A 19784-nucleotide genomic window follows, 5' to 3' on the forward strand; every position below is an offset into this window, starting at 1 on the left:
TCTCCTGGCGTCATCAATCCTTGTTGTTGAACACTTCGATGGCGGCCAGGTGCATCGCTGCACGCTCCAGCACCTCCGTCTTGCCGCCTCCATCGCTGCGGCCATCGGCCGACGAGCCATCGCCCAGCTTCACGGCAAAGTGCGCCTGCGGCGCCAATTGCGGCGCTGGCGGCACGCCATCGACGGCGCTGTCGTCGCCCTCATACTGAAAAATGAATTGCTGATCGGCCTTGCCCTCGGCAAAGTTTGGCAATTGCACCTCCATGCTTTGCGGGTCGTTGAAGACGAAATTGGGCGCATTGAAGTTCAGCGGCGACTTGCTGCCGAAGGTGATGCCGTCGGCGATGCGGATGAAAGCGCCATGCTTGGAAATCAACACGATTTCATCGGCCATGCCCGTCAGCTTGCCTTCGCTGGCAGTGAGCTTCAGGTTTTTCCCGGCATTGAGTTCCATGTCGTCATGCTGGCTTTGCAGCAAGAACTTGCCATGGTGGGCGATGGCGCGGATGCCATCCGCATGAGCAAACAGCGAGATGCCCTTGCCGGCGTTCACGCTGTAGCGCTGGCCTGCCACCGCTTGCAGGTGCTGCTGCGCCACCGTATCGATATTGCTGACGGCATAGCTGACAATGGCCTTCGAACTGGCAAAGCTGATGCCGGCGGGCGCCGTGATGGCAATCGCCGCCGCACCACCCAGTTCGGCACGGGGCTGCGTATTGCTGCCGCCTTCCCAGCTTTTCAAGCTTTGCTGCAACTCCTGCTGCGCTTCGTCCGCGTTCTCCAGCGCCTGATGCGTGGCAGCATAGCTGCCCAGCGAGCGAAACAATTCCAGACAGTTTTCCATCAGGCCCAGATATTCGCTGCGCGCCATGTGGCCACCATCGCCATTCAGCCGCTTCCAGGCCGAAATCAGCATGCCCTTGCCCGCGCGCATGGCCAGTTGCTCGTCGGTGCGCAGCTCGGCGCCCTCGCCGCGTGCTTCGCCTTGGCCATTGCGCCGGTCCTGCGTCAGCCATCCCAGGTTGAGCTGCGTGGAACCATGATCGCTGGCAATCTGGGCGTTGATTTGCCCATGCACATCGTCAAAGCGCAGCTGATTGCCTCGCGTGCCCTTGATCTCGCGGCTCTTGATGCCGGACAAATAGCGGTTACCCGGCAGGTCACCCGCCTTGCTCAAGGCAACCGGCTGCGCATTATGGTTGTACAACTGTCCCACGATGACAGGCCGATCCGGATCGCCGCCCAGGAAAGCCAGCAAGACTTCGCTGCCGATGCGGGGCAAGCCCAGGTAGCCGCATTGCTGCATGCTGCCAGGTCCGTTTCCCGCCCAGCTCGACGCGACACGCACCCAGGCCGAATCGGCATCCGAGTCGGAGGCGCCGGTGCCGCCTGCATGCTCATGGTCCAGCTTGCGCGTGGCGGGAAAGCGCACCTTGACCCGCCCCATCGCATCGCAATGGACTTCCCCATTCGCCGGCCCCACCACCATGGCGCTTTGCATGGTGACTGGCGGCAGGTCGATACGCGTGTCGTAGGCCGGCACGATGGCCACGCCGCGCCGCACTGCCGTCAGTTCAATATGCATGCGCAAGGGGCCACCGTCCACGGCAGCCGCCAGTTCGCGCTGCGGCAGCGATGCCTCATCGGCCAGCCAGCGGTTGCGCGCAAACAGGCGTGCCACCCGGGCGGCCAGCTCCCTGGGTAAATTATTTTGCGCTGCCACGTGCAGCGACGTGACGACAAAATCGCGCGCAGCCGCTGGCAAGGCGTCAATGTCCGGATGCTCGGCCAGCGTAAAATATTCACCCGGACACAGGTCGCGTACGCTGCCTTCGGCATGAAAGCAATGGCTCTCGTAAGCGTGCTGCTGCATGGCCAGCATGCCCAGCTGACACAAGGCATCATGATCCATGCCCGCGCGCGGCGGCAGCACGCGATAATCATCAAGGGTGGCGGCAATGGCATTGCCATGCATGCCTTGTGACCCCTGCCCCAACGCATCGGCGGTCATGAACGGCCGCGCGCGCGGATGTTCCTCGTTCCAGCTATGGCGCGTCACCTTGCCCGCCTGCAGCTTGCGCACTTCGTTCCACGACGTCAGGGTGTCGCGCTCTTCAGTTGCCCGGTCCGCGTGATAGCGCACGGTGTCCGCCATGTTTTTCCGCAAGCCATCGGCGTGGTTGAACAGCACCAGGGTATGCGCCGGCTCGGCATGTGCATTCGTATTGCCCTCGGCACGAAAAAACCAGGCGACGCCGCTGCGCTTGAGCAGGCGCCGTACGAAGGCCGCATCGGATTCATTGTGTTGCATGACAAACTCGCGCTGCGGATACGTCTGCGCCTCGAAGAAATCGGCAAACGCATACTGAAAGGCATGCGCCATTACCGTATTGCTGCGTATCCACTCATCGAGCAGGGTCTTGACGATTTCGATATCCGTGAGGCGCCGGAAGACGCGCGTATTGCAGCGTTTTTCCATGATGGCGAAGGCGTCCGTCAGCACCAGCTGGTAGCTGGCCAGCGCGCCATCGCTGTCACCGGCGCTCGCTTGCGTAACGAGGCCGCAGATACTGCGCAGCTGGCCCTGGTCAGTGACGATATCGAGTGCGGCGGGCAAGGCAATCAAACTACTGAGCGGCAAGTCGGCATGCGTCGAGACGCACAGCACGCGGTATTCGATGCCGCCGCAGATGGCCTCACTGCCGGCGATGCGCTGCGGTATCAACACACCGGCAGGCACCTTGGGCGAGATACCCAGGCGCAAGCGCAAGGGACGCTGGGTACCCGATATCAACTCGTCACCGTCCATGGCATTCTCCTCGTTCCTACATCAAGCTGGAGAACCGACAATGCCACGGGATGGCAGGGAAATACTTGATATTTAGTAAGAACCTGCCAAGGTTCCCATCACTTCCGTCAGCCTTTGCCGCCTGGCCAGCACGACGGGGCGCAATCGCTGCGCCCCCATTGCATAGGCTGCACATTCATCAACGCATCAGCGCTGGTAATGCTTGAAGAAGTTCCAGCTGATCACGGTGGCGTCCGGGCCCAGCTCATCGCTGAAGGGCCAGCCGGGAGGACCGCCGCTCCACGCGTGGTTCATGCCCTCGACCGTGTACTTTTGCGCGATGACGGCGCCGTTGTGCAGATACGTGTCGATGCTGTAACTGCGGCCGTACTGCACCGTCTGGCGCACGATGCTGTCGGCACGGTAGCGCACGCTGTCATTGTCGAGGCCATCGTCGCCAACATCGCTGGTCTGCAGGAATTGCTCGATGGTTTGCTCGCCGTTGACGGGGTTGACGACGATGTCGGCCGTGCCGTGGAACACCATCGTCGGCATCAGGCGGCGCGGCGAACCGGAGCAGCGCCAGGCATCCTTGCCGCGCACTTTCGGGTCGAACGCGCTGCCGTTGAACAGCGAATCGGCGGCCGTGAGCATGCCGATGGCGCCCTTGTACATGCCGCCCGAATGCACCATCACGGCGGCGAACACATCGGAATAACAGGCGGCCATGATGGAGGCCATGGCGCCGCCCGCCGAGATGCCCGTCACATACACGCGGCTGTCCTGCACCGCATACTTGCTCTTGACCTTGTTCAAGATGCCCATCAGCACGGCTGGCTCGCCCGTGCCCCGCTCCTGGTTCAGCGGCAACATGAAATTCCAGCAGCGCATGGGGTTGGCCGTGGCGTTCTGGCGCGGATAGACGACGATGAAGTTTTCGCTGTCGGCCAGCTGGTTGTAGCGGCTGACGGCGGCCATACTGTTGGGCTCGGAACCGCAGCCGTGCAGCATCAGTACCACGGGCAGCGGCGTGTTCGGATTGTAATTGCTCGGTAGCCAGACCTGGTATTCGCGCGAGCCCCACAGGCTCGCGTACAGGCCGAAATCCCACTGGCCAGCAAAGGCCGGCAGTGCAGCCAGCAAGCCGCAGGCGGCGATGATTGCGGATAAGAAGTGACGCAGTTGCTGATGCAGATGTGCCATGCCAGTCTCCTGATTCATTAAGGACAAAAACAGTGACAACGAACCGGCTTGACGCCGTCAAGCCGGCACTTCTGACCGGCGAGGCCCGACCCAACGGGTCCGGCCCCGGCAGTGAAGAACTTTAAAATTTATAGCCAGCCTTGGCGATGATCTGGCGCGGCGGGCCATAGAAACCGTCCAGGATGAAGACGGCGGGAATGTTGTAGCCATCCGTGCGGTAGCGCTTGTTGCCCAGGTTGCTGCCGTGCAGGCTGAAGGTCCAGTTCTTCGGCGCTTCCCACACGACGCCGGCCGTCCAGATGCTGTAGCCGCCTTGCGCCAGGGCTGGACTCAGGTCCGTGGTCGGGTAGACCTTGCTGCGGTAGCCGTAGCCGACCATGCTGCGCAAGGCGCCACCGAAGACGTCGCGGTCCGTGCGCGTCACATTCAAACCCACTTGCCGGGCTGGCGTATTGCTGAACTTTTGCGTATCCGCGATATTCTTGCCGCCGCTCATGAACTCGTCATAGCTGGCGTTCAGCAGCGCAAGGAAGCCGTTGACTTCCCACTGGCGGTTCGGCCGCCACGAGAATTCGAATTCCGCGCCTTTCACCGTCGCCTTGCCCGCATTCGTAAAATCTCCATAGAAGCCCGGCACGCCGCCCGGCTGCACATAGCTGGTAAACACGGACAACTGGATATCCTTGTAGCGGTTGGTGAACAGGGCCACGTTGGCGTCAAACGTGTCGTCGGGCGCCGCGTACTTCATGCCCACTTCCAGCGCGTCGAGTTTTTCATCCTTGTACGGCCGCGCCGAGTCTGGCACCACCAGATTGTTGGCGCGCACGTTGTAGCCGCCCGATTTAAAACCGCGCGACAGGTTGCTGTAGAAATTCGTCGTCTTCGACGCTTCGTAGCGCACGGAGATTTTCGGCGAGGTATTGCTGACCGACAAGGACTTGTCGAAGTCGGCCGCCGTCTGGATGGGCCGCGTAAAGCCCACGTCGGCAAAGGCGCGGTTGAGCACGATGGCGCGCTTTTCCTCGCGCGTGTGGCGCAAGCCCGCATTGATGCTCCACACCTTGCCCAGCGGCCAGGTCCAGTCCGTGTACAGCGCCGTGCTGTCCGTCTCCACCGTGCTGACGGCGGCCGTGAACTGGCGCCCCAGGAAGTTGTTGTAGATGCCGCCGCCGGCCGTGCCTTCGAAGCGGTACAGGCCGATCACGCCGGCGCCATAGTCGCCGCTGTACGAGGCCTGCAATTCCAGGCTTTTCTGTTCGTCGCGCGAGTCGCCGAACACGTCGGCAATCGGTTGCGGCAAACCGTCGAAGTCGATGGTTTGCTCGGACGTGCTGCGCCGCTTGGCGCCGATCACTTTCACGGACCACTCGTTCGACAGCGTGTAGTTGGCCACCAGCGAGCCGCCCCGGTTATGCGTGAAGTTGTTGCCCGGCATGCCGCTCTGGATGTCGTACGCATCCGTGCTGGCGGGCCGCTTGAGCGGGTCGAAGGCGCTCACGCCCATGCGCTGGAAGCCGCGCACGCCCGATTTGTCGTCCGTGGCGTCCAGGCTCAGCACGATGATAAGCGGAATATCTTGCGGAAAATAGCCGACGGACAGGCGCGCGGCAGTGCTGTCCTGGTCGCTGACCTGTTCGCCATTGAAGGTGTTGCGGCCGAAACCATCGCGGTCCAGCTTGGCGGCGGCCAGGCGCGCGCGCCAGGTGCCGCTCTCGTTGGCCAGGTTGAAGGCGGCCTTGAAGTTGCGCTGGTTGTAGTTGCCGATACCCACTTCCGCCGAGGCGCCGTTTTCCTTCGCCAAGGGGCGCGAAATATACTTGATGGCGCCGCCGATGGTGTTCTTGCCGTACAGGGTGCCTTGCGGGCCGCGCAGCACTTCGATGCGCTGAACGTCGAACACGTCGAGCAGCGCGCCTTGCGGCCTGGCCATGTAGACGTCGTCAAAATAAATGCCCACACCGGGGTCCACGCCCCAGACGGGGTCAGCCTGGCCCACGCCGCGAATGAAGGCCGTCAGGGTGGTATTCGTGCCGCGCGAAGCGTACACGGTCAGGTTCGGCACGCGCTCCTGCAAGTCGGCCAGGTTCTGGATATTCGCCCGTTCCAGGGCCTTGGCGGAAAACGCCGTGACGGCCAGCGGCACGTCCTGCAGCCGCTCTTCGCGGCGGCGGGCAGAGACCGTCACGGTTTCCATGCGTTCTTTCGCGTCGCTGGCTTCCTGGGCCGTGCTGGCAGCAGCGGGAGTGGCTTCCTGCGCCTGGGCCTGGGTGGCAAAGGCACCGGCAACGGCGAGGGCGGCGGGCATCAATTTCAAAGCAAGTTTCATAGCGTCTCCAATGTCAGGCTTGCTTACCACCAGGGAAAACGGCCGGATGCCAGGATCGCAAGACGTAACGGTACCGGCGCGCGCAATGCGAGCACCTGCCCTGCGATGACTGTTTCCCGGCCCTCGTCCCGTGCGGCGAGTGGCCTGTTTATTTTGAATGTGTGGCGAGGAAGGACTGCAACAAGGTATTCACACGCTGCGCCTGGTCCAGGGGCGTGGCGTGGCGCGAGTTCGCGATAATCTCGATCTCGCACTGCTGAAACTGTGCGGCAAAGGCCCGCTTGCTGGCGACGGGCGTGTAATCCTGGTCGGCCGCCATGATGAAGACGGGCATGGCCAGGGCCTGGAAGTGAATGTCGATATTCCAGTGGAAAATGGCGTCCAGCGCGGCCAGGTAGGCGCGCTTGTCCATGCCCGCCATCTGTGCGGCGAAGCGCTCCACGAGCGCTTGCTGTGCCGGATCGGGAAACAGCTTCTTGCCGATGATCTTGCCCATGGCTTTCAGGCCGAAGGTGGCAATCACGGTACGGCGCAGCCAGTAGGCAAACAGCAGCGCGGCCGGCTTGCGGCCCTGGAACGGCTGCGAGTTGATCAGGCACAAACTGGCCACCCGGCCGGGGGCGCGGTTGGCCATTTCCAGGCCCACCATGCCGCCCAGGGAAAAGCCGACGATGTGCGCTCGCGGCACGTCGAGCTGATCCATCAAGTTGAAGAGGTCGTTGGCGAAGTCGCCGATCTGCCAGTCGCCGTTGGGCGCGGGACTGCGGCCATGGCCGCGCAGGTCGGGCACGATCAGGCGATAGCTGCTGCCGAGGGCGTCGATTTGCGGGCGCCAGTCTTCGGCGCAGGAACCGAGGCCGTGCAACAAAAACACGGGCTCGCCCTGTCCCTTGCCCAGGTTGAGGTAATGCAATGGAACATCGGATGTCGTGTGACGCCGCATTCTGTCTCCTTGCTGTTGAACATGCTTTGTGTTCAGGTGCAGGAATATGTTTTCCTGCTGTTGGAAAACATAATACGGAATCCGAATTCCGATTTCAAGTTAAATCGCTAAATAGTTCAAGTCAGGTAATTTAAAGCAACACGCACCAGTTCATCTTCCAGTGCCGCGCCCGATAAAAAGGACAGCGAACCCGTCAAGGTGTGCTGGTTCAGGATGCCCAGCAGCACGGGCGGCACCACCATCATCGCCTGCGTGGGGTTCGGGTGGCGGATGCTGGCCGACTTGCTGGCCAGTACGGCGACCGTGCGTTGCGAGATCAAATGATTGATCTGGTGCACCCGGTCGCGAAATTGCGCATCCTGCGACGCGCGCGTGATCAAGGCCCGCAAGACGCCGCTGCGCCCGCCATTCACGGCCACGAACATGGCCACCATGGCGCGGATGAAGTCTTCCAGGCTGCGCCCTTCCCACTGGCGCAACTCCGTCAGGGTCTCGACCTTTTCCACCATATCGGAAAAAAAGCGCTGCAGCAGCAAGCGGCTCAGGGTGTCCTTGTCGCCCAACAAACGGTAAAAGGTGCCGACCGAGGTTTCCGCCAGCCTGGCCAGGTCGGCCACGCCGATTTCATCGAAACGGTTTTCCGCCAGCAACTGTTCGCCCACCAGCAGCAGGCGCTCGAACGCCTGCTTGCTGCGCGCCTGGGTGGGTTCCGGTGGAACGATCATCTGCGGGAAGGGCATCGGAAAAGAAGGCATGCGGCGTGGGCGTCTCGAATAGTGGAACCTGAGTTCCGTTATGGGTGCGCGTATTGTAACGCGGGAGACGGCCGATGGGGAGCGCCGCGTGGCGGCATCAAGTTCGCTACCGGCCCTGCCACTCCATGTAGACGTCGGCGCGCTGGTAATGGGCGTCGCCGGCGGGCCGCGCCACGTGGCTAAAACCGCTGCTTTCGTACAGGCGGATGGCGGGCGCCAGCTTGCTGTTCGACTCCAGGAACAACAGTTGCGCGCCGCTGGCCTCGAAGGCGTCGAAGGCCCGTTCGATCAGCCGGCGCGCGATGCCCAGGCCCTGGCATTCGGGCGTGACGGCCATCTTCGACAATTCGATGCTGGCGTCGCCGGCGCGGATCAGCGCGCAAGTGCCAACGATCTTGCCGTCCAGGCGCGCCAGGAAAATCTGTCCGCCGTCATCGAGGATCGAGCGTTGCGGATCGGACAGCACCTTGTCGTCCAGCGCCTCGACATAGAAATAGCGCTCCAGCCATGCGATATTCAGGCGCTTGAAGTCGGGTGCATATTGGGCGGCATAATCGATGATCTCCACGGCGGCCCGCTCGCGCTGGCGCCGGCAGGCGGCGATCGTCTCGCCAAAGCCTTGCGCCTGCAAACGCGCTTCCGCGCGGTCCAGGCTGGCCATCAGTTGCGGCGTGCCTTGCTCAAAGACCGTATCGACGGCCGCACGCACGTCATCCCACAGCGGCGCCATGGTGCGCAGCAAAGCGTGCCCGGCGTCGGACAGCGCCAGCAGGCGGCGCCGCTCATCCTTGGCGTCCGGCAGCTCCGCCACCATACCGGCGTCGAGCAGCTTGCGCCCCAGTTGCACCACCACCGGATGCGTCTGGCCGATCTGCGCGGCCAGGGCCGTGATCGCCGTGGGGCCGTTGTCGCGCAGCAGCAATAACAAGGGGAAACAGCGCGACGTCAGTTCGACGCCGGCCGCCAGATAACTGGTATCGACACCGGCATACAGTTGATCGGAAAGACGGCGCAGGCGGCTGGCCAGCATCAGGGAGCCGTAGGTTTGCAGGTTGGAGGACATGAGATCGGGATATATGTAAGTAGTTACGTATACCCTAACGTAAACCGGCTGTGCAGGTCAAGCGCGGGCTTACTTAGTCCTCATCATCGGCCAGCGCCTCCTGCAGCCTGGCCTGAAACACGGCCTCGACCACCTCCCCCAGCCCCGGCCACACCTGCGTCAGCCAGCGCTTGCCCTCCTCGCTCGGCGCCACATATGGCGCGTCGCGCGTGGCGCAGGCCAGGCCGATGGCGATGATCTGCGCAGCATCGTCCAGGCCACCCGCGATCATGGCGTCGATAGGCATGGCGATCAGCTCGGCGGTCAGATGCGGACGCAGCAGGCAAGCGGGCGCGATGATGGCGAACGATGCTTCCACGTAGCTCCAGCAATTGGTGGGCCAGTGGGCGTTTTTCACCTTGTCCAGGAAGGCAGCGTCACTGATTGCTTCAGGATGGGCTTGCGCCTGCGCATAGAAGGCGGCCAGGGCAACGAGTTGCGGCGGGGAAATCCAGGTGGGCATCAATCTTGATCCAGGCAAAGCCGCTCCACGCCGGCGGCAAAGGCGGACTGTAGCATGTTCAAGCGGCACGCTGAAACACGGCTGGGCCGGGCATACTGCCGGCATCGCTCTCGACCCTTTACTTGAGGAAATCCATGTCGGTCTACGCCGTTACCATTCCCTGCTTTGCACAGATGCTGCGCTCCCTGACGACGCTGTTAATTAAAGGCGAAGAACGCGCCCAGGCGCTGGGTTTCGATGCGCAACACCTGCTCGATGTGCGTTTGGCACCCGACATGCATACCTTGGCTGCACCCTGGCGCAGGAAGCCGTGCGTCGGCTGACGCAGCAAGCGCTACCCCAGCTCGTCACGCCCGCCAACCTGCGGCAAGCCGGGGCGCTATTTCCGGCGAAAAGCCTAAAAACGCTCGTCGCGCAGCGCCGGCATCACCAGTTCGCGCACGAACGAGGCATTCGACAGGCTCAGCAGCATGCGCACGACGGCAACGACGTCATGCACGGGGATCAGCTCGCCCTCGCCCCGTGCTGCGGCGTCCGCCAGCGGCACGGACAAGCCATCATAGGTATTCAGATAGCCCAGCTGCAACGCCGTCACGGCCAGTCCCTGCGCGCGGAAACCTTCGCGCAAGGCGTCGGCGATGCCGTTCAGGGCAAATTTCGAGGCGCTGAACGTCACTTCCGGGCGGCCGCTCTGGCGCAGGCCGGACGTGGACCCCGTGAGTATCAGCTGCGGCTTGCTGCTGGCCAGCAAGCGCGGCACCAGGCGCTTGAGCAGCAATATCGTCGCCGTGATGTTGGTATTGACCATGTCGACGATGGTCTCGTCCGCATCGCCGAGGAAAGCGTAGTCATCGCTGAAGGCCTTTTCTTCCCACACGCCCAGGTTGTAGATCACCGCGTCCAGCACGGCCGGCGCTACATGCGCGATGCGTTCGACAGCCTCGGCCGGTGCGGCCAGGTCCGCCGCGATCCATTGCAGCTGTGTGCCCTGGCCGGCAGGCAAGTCGGCGGGTTGCTGGCGCGATACGCCGATGACGGTATGTCCGTCAGCGAGCAAACCGTCCACCAGCGCGCGTCCCAGGCCCCGGCTGGCGCCCACGATCATGATGTGCATTGTGTGTCCTTTCCAATGAAGTCAACGCTGATGATAGCGGCGTTGTATTAAGCACAGCTGAGGCTGTTCCCCATACGCGCCGCATTTACTCACGCGACGGAAATGCGTATGCTAGATCTGGCAATCTCCGATAACACACAAGAACGAGACACATGCCTACTTCCAACACCGCCGCAATCAACGCCGCAAGCCGTCCCCTCACCAAGCAAGACTATAAAACCCTGTCGCTGGCCGCCCTCGGCGGCGCACTGGAATTCTACGATTTCATCATCTTCGTCTTCTTTGCCAACGCCATCGGCCAGCTGTTCTTCCCGCCGGAAATGCCGGAGTGGCTGCGTTTGCTGCAAACCTTCGGCATCTTCGCCGCCGGCTACGTGGTGCGTCCGCTGGGCGGCATCGTCATGGCCCACTTCGGCGACTTGCTGGGCCGCAAGCGCATGTTCACGCTGTCCATCCTGATGATGGCCGTGCCGACCCTGCTGATCGGCTTGCTGCCGACCTACGCCACCATCGGCCTGGCGGCACCGCTGCTGCTGCTCTTGATGCGCGTCTTCCAGGGCGCTGCCGTGGGCGGCGAAGTGCCGGGCGCCTGGGTGTTTGTGTCCGAACACGTGCCGAGCCGTTTCACGGGCTTTGCCTGCGGCGTGCTGACGGCCGGCCTGACTGTCGGTATTTTGTTGGGTTCGCTCGTCGCGACGGGCCTCAACACCGTCTACACACCAGCAGAAATCACCGATGGCGCCTGGCGCTATCCGTTCCTGCTGGGCGGCCTCTTCGGCTTTGGCGCCATGTATCTGCGCCGCTGGCTGCATGAAACGCCCGTGTTTGCGGAAATGCAGCAGCGCAAGGCGCTGGCCACGGAAATGCCCTTGAAATCCGTGCTGCGCAGCCACCGCGGCGCCGTCGCCGTGTCGATGCTGCTGACCTGGATGCTGTCGGCCGGCATCGTCGTCGTCATTTTGATGACGCCTGCCCTGCTGCAAAAGATCCACCACATTGCGCCGCGCACCACCCTGGTGGCCAATACCGTGGCCACGCTGTGCCTGGCCTTCGGCTGCATCATCGCCGGCATGCTGGCCGACCGCCTGGGCGGCAAGCGCGTGATCTTCACCGGCTCCGTGCTGCTGGCCATCAGTACATATATCTTCTACACCACCGTCGGCAGCCGCCCCGACCTGCTGCTGCCCCTGTACGCCATGACGGGCCTGTTCGTCGGCGTCGTCGGCGCCGTGCCCTACGTGCTGGTGCAAGCGTTCCCGGCCCAGGTGCGCTTCTCGGGACTGTCGTTTTCCTACAACTTGTCGTACGCGATTTTCGGCGGCCTGACGCCCGTGGTCGTGACCCTGATGCTGAAAAACAACGTGCTCGGTCCCGCCTATTACGTGATCGGCGTGTGCGTGGTGGGCATGCTGACGGCGCTGTTTATCAAGGATCAGCGGCAGACGGTAGGACGCTAGATTCGCGCAGCGCGCGGGGCCTGCCTCGTGCGCTGCAGCAGCTGCCCGGTAAGCGATCAAGAAAATAGCAACAGGAAGTCTTCAAAGGAGTTTGAAATCTTTCGCCAGTAATCATCGTCCCATACGATGACAGAAGGCGCACTCCGGGCGCCCCTGAAATCGAAACAGAATTGACTCCCGTCACCGGCCATGCCGAAACAAATGATTTCTGTAAAATCAACGATGTCCGAAATGGCTCCCGGGCCGGCACTGCCACTTCCAGGCTCTCCATAGCAGCCATCGCCGACGAAACACGCGCCAAGCTTCGCTGTCTGGGCAGTCAATTCGACGACATCCGTATAGATTTGAGCCAGTTCCGTCTGCAAGACGCCACCGAAAGAATCGAGCTCTTCTTTCAGTCTCAAATTACAAAATCCTTCCGCATCCCGATACCTTGCTGCAAAAGCAACATACTCGACGGGTAAATCCAAACCGTTCATCTGCATCGCTGACTTTACCTTTCACAATTGGATCATGATATTAAAACAAAATTGCTTCTACGCCACCTTCGGGTGGTTTTTTTCGTCCCGATATGTCGCGCTGCACCAAATTCTGAAAAGGCGTTTCACATCGCGAAATTTCAAACGGCGGACTCAGCCATTGTTGCTCTCACTTTTTGAAAATTCATTTCACATCCTGAAAAATCATAATTAAGCCATTGAAAAACAAAGACTTAATTTAAGTTATATGTCTTATATAAGACTTGAACATTGGCGCAAATCGGCCTACTATTTAGTCATGCAGTTTGCTTCGACAAGACGTTGTGGCGCACTCGGCGATTTTCTCAAACATAGCTTTTCTTTTTAGGAGATTCACATGTCCCAATATCAAGACGACATCAAAGCTGTTGCTGGTTTGAAAGAGCAACAAGGCAGCGCCTGGAACGCCATCAATCCCGAGTCCGCCGCCCGCATGCGCGCCCAGAACAAGTTCAAGACCGGCCTGGACATCGCCCGCTACACAGCCAAGATCATGCGCAACGACATGGCCGCCTACGATGCGGACCCATCCAAGTACACCCAGTCGCTCGGTTGCTGGCACGGTTTCATCGGTCAACAGAAGATGATCTCGATCAAGAAGCACTTCAACAGCACCGACCGCCGCTACCTCTACCTGTCGGGCTGGATGGTTGCCGCCCTGCGCTCCGAATTCGGCCCGCTGCCAGATCAGTCGATGCATGAAAAAACCGCCGTCACCAGCTTGATCCGCGAACTCTACACCTTCCTGCGCCAGGCCGATGCCCGCGAACTGGGCGGCCTGTTCCGCCAGTTGGACGCGGCCCAAGGTGCTGAGAAGCAAGCCATCCAGGCCAAGATCGACGGCCACATCACCCACGTCGTGCCCATCATCGCCGACATCGACGCCGGTTTCGGCAATGCGGAAGCGACCTATTTGCTGGCGAAACAGTTCATCGAAGCGGGCGCCTGCTGCATCCAGATCGAAAACCAGGTATCGGACGAGAAACAATGCGGCCACCAGGACGGTAAAGTCACGGTGCCACATGAAGACTTCCTGGCCAAGATCCGCGCCATCCGCTACGCCTTCCTGGAACTGGGCGTGGACGACGGCATCATCGTTGCCCGCACCGATTCGCTGGGCGCCGGCCTGACCAAGCAGATCGCCGTGACCAATGAACCAGGCGACCTGGGCGACCAATACAATTCCTTCCTCGACTGCGAAGAAGTATCGGCCGACGCGCTGGGCAATGGCGACGTCATCCTCAAGCGCGAAGGCAAGCTGCTGCGTCCAAAACGCCTGCCAAGCAACCTGTTCCAGTTCCGCGCCGGTTCCGGCGAAGAGCGTTGCGTGCTCGATTGCATCACCTCGCTGCAAAACGGCGCCGACCTGCTGTGGATCGAAACGGAAAAACCGCATATCGCGCAAATCGGCGGCATGGTCAGCGAAATCCGCAAGGTCATCCCGAACGCCAAGCTGGTGTACAACAACAGCCCATCGTTCAACTGGACCCTGAACTTCCGCCAGCAGGTATATGACATCATGAAGGCCGACGGCAAAGACGTGTCCGCCTACGAACGCGCCCAGCTGATGAGCGTGGAATACGACCAGACGGAATTGGCGATCACGGCCGACGAGAAAATCCGCACCTTCCAGGCCGACTCGGCCCGCGAAGCCGGCATCTTCCACCACCTGATCACCCTGCCGACCTACCACACGGCCGCCTTGTCGACCGACAACCTGGCCAAGGAATACTTCGGCGACCAGGGCATGCTGGGCTACGTTGCCGGCGTGCAGCGCAAGGAAATCCGCCAGGGCATCGCCTGCGTGAAACATCAAAACATGTCCGGCTCGGACATCGGCGACGATCACAAGGATTACTTCAGCGGCGAAGCGGCACTGAAAGCGGCTGGTAAAGACAACACCATGAACCAGTTCTAAGTTTTTGGTTTGGCTGTAGAGTGAGAAAACCCGCTTCGGCGGGTTTTTTTGCGTTTGCACGTTGCGTAGCGAGAGGGGGATTCGAATCGTTAATATAAATCAAGATACGCCCTACATTTTTCCTTACGAAGATTTATGTATGCCCCCAAACGTGCCCTGTGCAAAAGCCACTGCAGAATTTTTAAAATATAAAAGTTTAAGCAGGCAGCGAGGTCCACTGTCGCGCCGCCCCGGACGCCCCCCCCCAAAAAAACCAAAGGTACGTTACCTCAGCGTGCGAAGTACGCATTCGTGTTTTTGGCAAGGCAGGACCCGTGGTTATAACTGACGAACAGCCATTCGGATGAAGTCTGCCAACAATAATTTGGCAACCCAATCTTTTCCGTTCCAATCACCATGCAACTCGACAGTCCCGTCTAGAAAGCTCATCCGATCGGGCAGTGTCGCCATACCAAACGAGATGTGCTTCGCATGAATCAACTTGTTACACGCATCCCGAAAACGTAGACTCTTCTGCTCCTTGGCCCCTTCCCGTATAACTCCCACAGTGGTCTCAGGTCGATTATCAACTCGGGTCTCGTGAATGACATCCAACGGCCAATTGCCCCCGTCGAGAAGATTTCTCAAAACAACAGCAACCTCAATCAATAGCTTGCTTGCATGTGCAACCTCATGACGCACCCGAAGCTTGTCGAACTCGTCTCGATTATCTCCGGTCGATAGACGAGCGAGCCCCTCACTGCCGAAAACTACAGCGGCAAGGTCATAGAGCGACGAATAGATGAGCGGTCGCTCTATCAGCAGAGCAGTCGGGTAGGCTTGCATAGCTTTTTGATAGGCATTCTGCGTTTGGTCTAAGTTAATAAGCAGCTTTAAATGTCTTCGGGTGGCCGCAATCGGCGTATTAGTAAGGATACCATCTTACTAAAATGAAAAGCTCACCGTTTTCAACATCATTCGCTGGCTCGGAAGTGCGCTTAAGCGGGCTCCCCCTACGACCAGACTTGGCTCCAGGCTCGTTGCAGGGCTGCTTGCGTAGCGAATTCGTCTTGCGCAAGCCATCGGTAGCCGGTGGCTAGCTTGAGTTGCGGCTGCTCTTGGCGACATTCACTGATAGCGCCCCAGTTGTTCCAATCACGCCATTACGAGCCCCTCAAACTCCTCCCGTGTGAAGCCGGAGCGGCCGGGAGGGAATATTTTTTGTCGTAGCAATATTATGAAGTGTCCGCATCTATTCACAACCTTTTCATTGCAGCTAGGGCCTCTGCATATTTTTAACTATTTAAGCTTTAAGCTCAACGTCATATTTCCATAACCGCTTGAGTCCAATTGTCGTTTCTTGCGCGTAAGTGTCACATTCTGGTAGAAGCGGCGATACGGCTCCACGATACTGTCCTTCTAGAATCCAATACAATACAAAACCAAGTACCTGAACTTTAGTCGACAGTGGAGACAAGTAAATATTAGGTGGAGTGCCCGCTGAATCGAGACGTCTAACTATTTCAGACACAACCGTCGCAGTGGAAAATGGATTGTTGGCGGGCGCAAAAAATCTTTTCGTAATCCAAGCCTCATCAAGAGCCGGTGCAGCACTTCGAGCAGCCCTAACGGCACTTTGTTGAAACATATCGGGACTTAGTGATGGAAATCCTAACACCGGATATACTAACAAGTGTTCTTTATGATTGATTACCTCACTAATAAGCTTGTCATCGAATCCAACTCCAAGTATTAATGCATCAGGAGCTTGTTCATTTCTAGTTTGGCGCATTCCGAAAATAGTTCTTACAGTGCCTGATGTACTAGTGCTGAACTGAGTTGCTTCTTGCTTCGCGTAACTCTCAGGTTCAGAATACAGGACGGTAACTTGCGCTACACCGACTCGTGCGAGTCCTGACATTAATGAGATCAATACATGCCTCATAAATCCAGTGATGTCGACGCACAGAGTTTTTCCGTCCAAGGATCCTAAAGAAGCTAACAGCTCATATACCTGTTCAGCTTCGTTGTTGGCTTTTGGCACAACCATATCTTGATTTTTAGGCAATTGATCAGCGCTGTATCGATATTCAGGGTGGACCAACCATAATTTTCGATCAGCTGAAATCTGCTCATACACTTTTCGCACACGTGCACTAGAGTTGAATGCAGAAACAAAGATATCGTGGTGGGGAATGCCATCAATTTCGTCTGGCTGAAGCTCTTGCTGATAGTAAATTGAATAATCAATCATTTAGAATAACGCTGGTTGGCTGGTTTCCGTTCCAAGAGAGCGAATGACACTATTCCAGCGTAGATTCGCCGCCTTCAGAAGTGCGTCAAAGGACTCGCTCTTTCCCTCAATGAAAATGGCATCTAGCAGCTCTCGATTTAAGCTTATGTCCCCGCGGCGAACGACAGGAAGACGCCATCGAGGAGACAGCATTGCACTAAGTTGAATTTTTCTATTCAAAGTTTTAGTGTTTCTATCCGAGCGCCCGTCATGAACCTCATAAATAAGAGAGTAATTTAGTGCTGCATTCAAGACCTCGCGTGCACCCGGACTCAAGTCGTCCTCCGAAAAGCTGACTGCGAGGGGAGAAACTTCTGGGATACGTAGTGAAAAACGCGCAGTGCGCAAGAATTCCCCCAAACGCCTTGCAGCGTCTCTAGCTACATCAGACACACGACCGTAATTCGTATCGTTTTCGAAGGCGAAGCGTGCCGCTTCCACAGCTGCCTGAGTTTGGAGTTGGATAGAAAGAGGTCGACCATTGATAAAGTCGATTTCTTTAAATCGAGCTATTTCATATGCATGACCTAACACAATCAGTAAATTGCGAGGATTGCCCCACGACATACGAGTAAACACTTCAAATCCAGCGTACGGCACGCCAAGGGCGCGACGAGAGTCCCGACAAATTTGGGCAAAAAGATCGGCGGAGTAATGTCCGTACGCTGTTGCATAAGGACCTTTTGCTTGTCCACGGCTCTCAAAATACGCATCAGACATCTGCCTAATTGACTCTGCTAAGTGCGGTAGCCTGGTTCGCTTTGACAGTTTTTTACAGAATAGAACAATATTTAATTTTTGCAGCAGCGGCGGCAATCCCTGCGTCAACGTAGACGTAAGTTGCTGAGCCAAACCAGCCGTGTCAGCGTCTTTCAGCAAGGCGCGCAGCCCCTCGCTGAAGTTCTTCAGAGATAGTGGCACCGCGTCTGCGACACCAAGTAAATTGATGGCTTCGTTATAAAAGTTAGATTGATCTATCTCTTCAAAACATGATGCTGGCGAGAAATTTTCATTAGCAACGGCGCTCCCCATTCCGGCTAAAAGTAATCTCTTCCTAACGAACTTTGAACAAAATTCGGGATACTTCGAGTAATTCCTGAGTTTATCATCAAGGATTTCGGTCTTAAATTCCGCGTGCTCACGGTTCTCCTCACCGTCTGCTAATGTCGCCTTAGTCTTTCGAGCATAAAGCCGTCCGGTTACGCGAAATGTTGCTAAGCCTTCGCCATAGCGAATCAGCGTGTTAACCACCTGTTGCTGTGCTTCAGAGAAGTTTTCTATCTCATCAATTAGATATATTAAAGGGATATCTTCAAGTTTGACATGTAGTTTTCCCATTGCACGCGCAATCGGGATAGCGAACTTACCGATGGAGAACGGGACCCGAACATCTAACTTTCGCGTAAAGGCGGCGTTATTCACAGCATCGTCGACGCTACGTGTTTGCTCTAAAACCCAACGTTTAAGATCCACCACCGTCTTACAATTCGATAAATCTGCTCCTGCCAATTTAGTTTGGATCTCTTGAATGAACTCGACCTGATCGAACACTTCGCCCGGGGTACTGGCAATGACATCTGCTAAGGCATCGAGCACCGCCTGAGCTAAACAAAGCTCAAGATAAACGGAAAATAGCTGTTGCCATTGGAAAGTGTCAATGCCAGGGATTTCAAATCGAGGCGCATCAAGTCCTGATGCGCGAAGGAAAACAGCAAGGAATTTGCTCTCCGCGATAATGTCCAATCCTGATTTACTTTTTCCCCGCAGCTTTACGGCAGAGTATGAATAATATCGAAGGATATGTGTTTTTCCAGTTCCTTTTCCGCCCAAAATAAATTTTGATCTTGTCGAGGTCGGTTCAATAATGGAGTGAATCGCGAGGTGGCCGAGTTCTACCCAAAGATCGTTGATCAACTGATCCGTGATATCAGAAGCTTTTATAAGCGAAAATGGATTGGAATGTGCAATCATATTTTTTGATAATTCTTGGTATAGCGTAAGAAAACGGGAGCCCACTGCACATAGAAGTTTTCGTCCCAAAAAATAGGTGGAGCGTTGTCTGGAGTGTTGTGGGAAAAAGACAAGAGCAATTGACCATCTCTATATCCGAGTGGATCATGGACCGAAAGCTTTGCTCCATAGTGCTCAGCTATGCGCCGCATTATGTCGTGGTTAAACCATTTTGGAGGAGACTTGAAATAGCGTGAGGTTTTCTCAAAGGCCTTATAACTATCGTCTAAAAAGAACAGACACTGAGCGTTTCCGTTGAACAGATCTACTTCATTTGCTCTTTCCATCCCCTTTTTCGTTCCAAAAAGACACATGTAAATTAACTCGACGTCAGGAGCCTCCGCTCGTATACTTGGGAGGCAACCGCTTAAGTACTGACTAACCTGTGTACCTGATCCAACGAGATCATCAAAGAAAACATATCTTTTAATTTTTGTATCGCGCGGAACAAATCCAACGGTTTGCCCATTTCTCGCTTGGGGCTCGAAAGCAGAAGATAAGTCCGCGAATAAATTTTTCGACAACTGATTCTCTTGCCGAAAATAATAAAGCAAGTGCGCACCGCTCTCTGCCGGATTGCCGACCCCAAGAAATCGGGTCGAATGAAGCTCATCACGATAGAGATTGTCGAGCAGTAGAACATCCCTTGTATTATTATTGGCTCGCCGCAAACGCTGCTTCATAGGTGCTTCAAAATAATCTCTATAAAGCGAACGAAGCATTTCCCGAACGAGGCTGCGGCCAAAATACATAAATCGGCTCAGCGCATACAATGCATAAAGTTGCTCGTCCTCTCTGTCGACAACCTCGCCTTGAAAATTGTTTAGCCAGCGTTCAACTTGCGGCCACTGGATTTCATCATCCCAAGCGTGGCGACACAATTTTTGAATAGTGCTTTCGAGATCAGTACGCATG

Annotated in this window: 16 protein-coding genes; 3 read left to right on the forward strand and 13 right to left on the reverse strand. The window is 57.6% G+C overall.

Annotation, left to right across the window (positions count from 1 at the left end; genetic code table 11):
- Positions 1–13: 13 nt before the first annotated feature.
- The 7 genes from CLU93_RS06230 to CLU93_RS06260 all read right to left on the reverse strand — a co-directional run bounded on the left by CLU93_RS06230 (position 14) and on the right by CLU93_RS06260 (position 9580).
- The gene (locus CLU93_RS06230) at positions 14–2809 is read right to left on the reverse strand and encodes a type VI secretion system Vgr family protein (protein ID WP_099760415.1); all 2796 of its coding nucleotides are present in this window, start codon (positions 2807–2809) and stop codon (positions 14–16) included.
- Positions 2810–2995: 186 nt separating this feature from the next.
- On the reverse strand, positions 2996–3991 hold the full coding sequence (locus CLU93_RS06235; protein WP_099760416.1) for an extracellular catalytic domain type 1 short-chain-length polyhydroxyalkanoate depolymerase: 996 nt from the start codon (positions 3989–3991) through the stop codon (positions 2996–2998).
- Between the two features lie 121 nt (positions 3992–4112).
- Positions 4113–6317: a TonB-dependent receptor gene (locus tag CLU93_RS06240; protein WP_218968326.1), complete on the reverse strand. Its 2205-nt coding sequence runs from the start codon at positions 6315–6317 to the stop codon at positions 4113–4115.
- 148 nt (positions 6318–6465) lie between these two features.
- Positions 6466–7260 carry an alpha/beta fold hydrolase gene (locus tag CLU93_RS06245; protein WP_099760417.1) on the reverse strand — a complete coding sequence of 265 codons (795 nt, stop codon included), beginning with the start codon at positions 7258–7260 and terminating at the stop codon, positions 6466–6468.
- 116 nt (positions 7261–7376) lie between these two features.
- Complete coding sequence (locus CLU93_RS06250) at positions 7377–8015, reverse strand: TetR/AcrR family transcriptional regulator (protein WP_207780977.1); 639 nt, start codon at positions 8013–8015, stop codon at positions 7377–7379.
- A 106-nt stretch (positions 8016–8121) separates the two neighbouring features.
- Positions 8122–9078, reverse strand: coding sequence for a bifunctional helix-turn-helix transcriptional regulator/GNAT family N-acetyltransferase (locus CLU93_RS06255; RefSeq protein WP_099760419.1), 957 nt, complete (start codon positions 9076–9078; stop codon positions 8122–8124).
- A 73-nt stretch (positions 9079–9151) separates the two neighbouring features.
- Entirely contained in the window at positions 9152–9580 is a 429-nt protein-coding gene (locus CLU93_RS06260) for a hypothetical protein (RefSeq protein WP_099760420.1), read from the reverse strand.
- Between the two features lie 134 nt (positions 9581–9714).
- Here CLU93_RS06260 and CLU93_RS06265 point away from each other — a divergent pair, with 134 nt between their 5' ends.
- Positions 9715–9903 (forward strand): DUF1993 family protein, encoded by a 189-nt coding sequence (locus CLU93_RS06265; protein ID WP_099760421.1) that lies wholly within the window; start codon positions 9715–9717, stop codon positions 9901–9903.
- A 74-nt stretch (positions 9904–9977) separates the two neighbouring features.
- Here CLU93_RS06265 and CLU93_RS06270 read toward each other — a convergent pair whose 3' ends face one another.
- The gene (locus CLU93_RS06270; protein WP_099760422.1) at positions 9978–10694 is read right to left on the reverse strand and encodes an SDR family oxidoreductase; all 717 of its coding nucleotides are present in this window, start codon (positions 10692–10694) and stop codon (positions 9978–9980) included.
- A gap of 152 nt (positions 10695–10846) precedes the next feature.
- On the opposite strand from CLU93_RS06270, the gene CLU93_RS06275 reads away from it, so the two are divergent.
- Positions 10847–12151 (forward strand): MFS transporter, encoded by a 1305-nt coding sequence (locus CLU93_RS06275; RefSeq protein ID WP_099760423.1) that lies wholly within the window; start codon positions 10847–10849, stop codon positions 12149–12151.
- A gap of 56 nt (positions 12152–12207) precedes the next feature.
- Here the strand turns inward: CLU93_RS06275 and CLU93_RS06280 are convergent, their stop codons facing one another.
- Positions 12208–12630: an SMI1/KNR4 family protein gene (locus tag CLU93_RS06280; protein ID WP_180287817.1), complete on the reverse strand. Its 423-nt coding sequence runs from the start codon at positions 12628–12630 to the stop codon at positions 12208–12210.
- A 376-nt stretch (positions 12631–13006) separates the two neighbouring features.
- Here CLU93_RS06280 and CLU93_RS06285 point away from each other — a divergent pair, with 376 nt between their 5' ends.
- Positions 13007–14587 (forward strand): isocitrate lyase, encoded by a 1581-nt coding sequence (locus tag CLU93_RS06285; RefSeq protein WP_099760425.1) that lies wholly within the window; start codon positions 13007–13009, stop codon positions 14585–14587.
- 318 nt (positions 14588–14905) lie between these two features.
- Here the strand turns inward: CLU93_RS06285 and CLU93_RS06290 are convergent, their stop codons facing one another.
- From CLU93_RS06290 to CLU93_RS06305, 4 genes are all read right to left on the reverse strand, one after another.
- On the reverse strand, positions 14906–15412 hold the full coding sequence (locus CLU93_RS06290; protein ID WP_099760426.1) for a hypothetical protein: 507 nt from the start codon (positions 15410–15412) through the stop codon (positions 14906–14908).
- 457 nt (positions 15413–15869) lie between these two features.
- Positions 15870–16820: a hypothetical protein gene (locus CLU93_RS06295; RefSeq protein WP_099760427.1), complete on the reverse strand. Its 951-nt coding sequence runs from the start codon at positions 16818–16820 to the stop codon at positions 15870–15872.
- Positions 16821–18830 carry an ORC-CDC6 family AAA ATPase gene (locus CLU93_RS06300; RefSeq protein WP_143451713.1) on the reverse strand — a complete coding sequence of 670 codons (2010 nt, stop codon included), beginning with the start codon at positions 18828–18830 and terminating at the stop codon, positions 16821–16823. It lies immediately after the preceding gene.
- Positions 18827–19783: a phosphoribosyltransferase-like protein gene (locus CLU93_RS06305; RefSeq protein ID WP_099760429.1), complete on the reverse strand. Its 957-nt coding sequence runs from the start codon at positions 19781–19783 to the stop codon at positions 18827–18829. The genes CLU93_RS06300 and CLU93_RS06305 overlap by 4 nt, the downstream gene beginning before the upstream one ends.
- Position 19784 lies beyond the last annotated feature (1 nt).

The organism is Janthinobacterium sp. 35, assembly GCF_002754575.1.
Lineage (GTDB): Bacteria > Pseudomonadota > Gammaproteobacteria > Burkholderiales > Burkholderiaceae_D > Janthinobacterium > Janthinobacterium tructae.